General features: G+C 37.4%; 2 protein-coding genes. Both read right to left on the minus strand.

Going from position 1 to position 1,391, the window contains the following annotated elements; translation table 11 throughout:
- Window positions 1-1,002, minus strand: a 1,002-nt coding sequence (locus VXQ92_RS18020; protein ID WP_416682729.1) for an Hsp70 family protein, incomplete at its 3' end; no start/stop codon positions are given.
- 38 nt (window positions 1,003-1,040) lie between these two features.
- The coding region (gene hscB, locus VXQ92_RS18025; protein WP_416682730.1) for a Fe-S protein assembly co-chaperone HscB at window positions 1,041-1,391 on the minus strand (351 nt) is incomplete at its 5' end.

The following is a 1,391-nucleotide window of genomic DNA, read 5'->3' on the forward strand; positions in this document are numbered from 1 at the left end:
CAAAACAACATTTTGAATATCGGTTAACTCAAGTTTTGCATCACGCAGTACACGCTTACAAACACTAATCGTTTTATCTAATGCTACTTGAATAATGCTTTCAAATGTAGGGCGATCTAGTGTGAGAGTTGCTTCGAGTAACTTTAATTCAACTGAATCTTGAGTTGATAATTGTTCTTTAGCTTGACGTGCTGCCACAATAAATACGGCATAATCTTCATCGCTTAATACATCAATATTAAGCTGTTTTTTAGCCCATTTTACGATTAGACGGTCTAAGTCATCACCACCTAAAGCAGTGTGACCGCCAGTCGCTAAAACTTCAAATACGCCTTGTGAAAAACGTAAGATAGATACGTCAAAAGTACCGCCACCCAAGTCATAAATTACATAATTACGGTCGGTCGCTAAATTACTTTCTTGATCTAATCCATAAGCTACAGCGGCAGCTGTAGGCTCATTTAATAAACGTAATACATTTAAACCGGCAAGTTGAGCTGCATCGCGATTTGCTTGACGCTGAGCTTCATCGAAATATGCAGGAACTGTAATTACTGCTCCATTAACAGGATTTTGTAAACTGTCTTCAGCGCGATCTTTTAATTGTTTTAAAATTTCAGCTGAGATTTCTACTGGTGTTTTGCGTCCAGCACGGGTTTCAAAAGCAGGCATTTCATTTTCTGAGCCTACTAACTCATAAGGGTGTTGAAATTTAATATCTGCCTTTGAACGGCCCATAAATCGTTTAACAGAAACAATTGTATTTTTTGGATCTGCAATGATAAACGGTTTAGCTTCTTCACCGTAATGAGTTGTATTGTCCCCATAATGAACGATAGAAGGAAGTAATCTTCTATTTTGAACATCATTGAGTACTTTAGGTTTGCCTGATAACACTGTCGCAACTAATGAGTGTGTTGTTCCTAGGTCAATACCAATCGCAATGCGATGTTGGTGTGGGGCACTGGATTGACCCGGTTCAGCAATTTGCAAAAGTGCCATGAGTTAAATCCCTTGAAAATAAAGTAGAGAAAGCAAAATTAAAAATCGTCTAACAGTTGATCTTCTGCTTTATCAATATCGTTTAAAACACGTTGAAAGAAACGTAACTTACGTACGGTATCGCGTGCTTCTGCCCAATCTTCTTCACTGTAATCAATTTTGAATTCACGGACCAAACCATCAATCCATTGTTGTACTTCTAATCTTAAAGTACGTAAATGTTCAGATGATGTCGCTTCATCAAGTTGTTCACGAAGTTCTAAAGCGGATTGTAGAAATTCGAAATCACTAATAGATTGATCAAGATGATGATCTTGCTTTTTAAGAGCTAAAAGATAAGCAGCGCGGCTATCAAATTGAGAAAGCGTTTTAAAAGCTTGATTGATTTC

The sequence above is a fragment of the Acinetobacter sp. 228 genome (assembly GCF_048147885.1).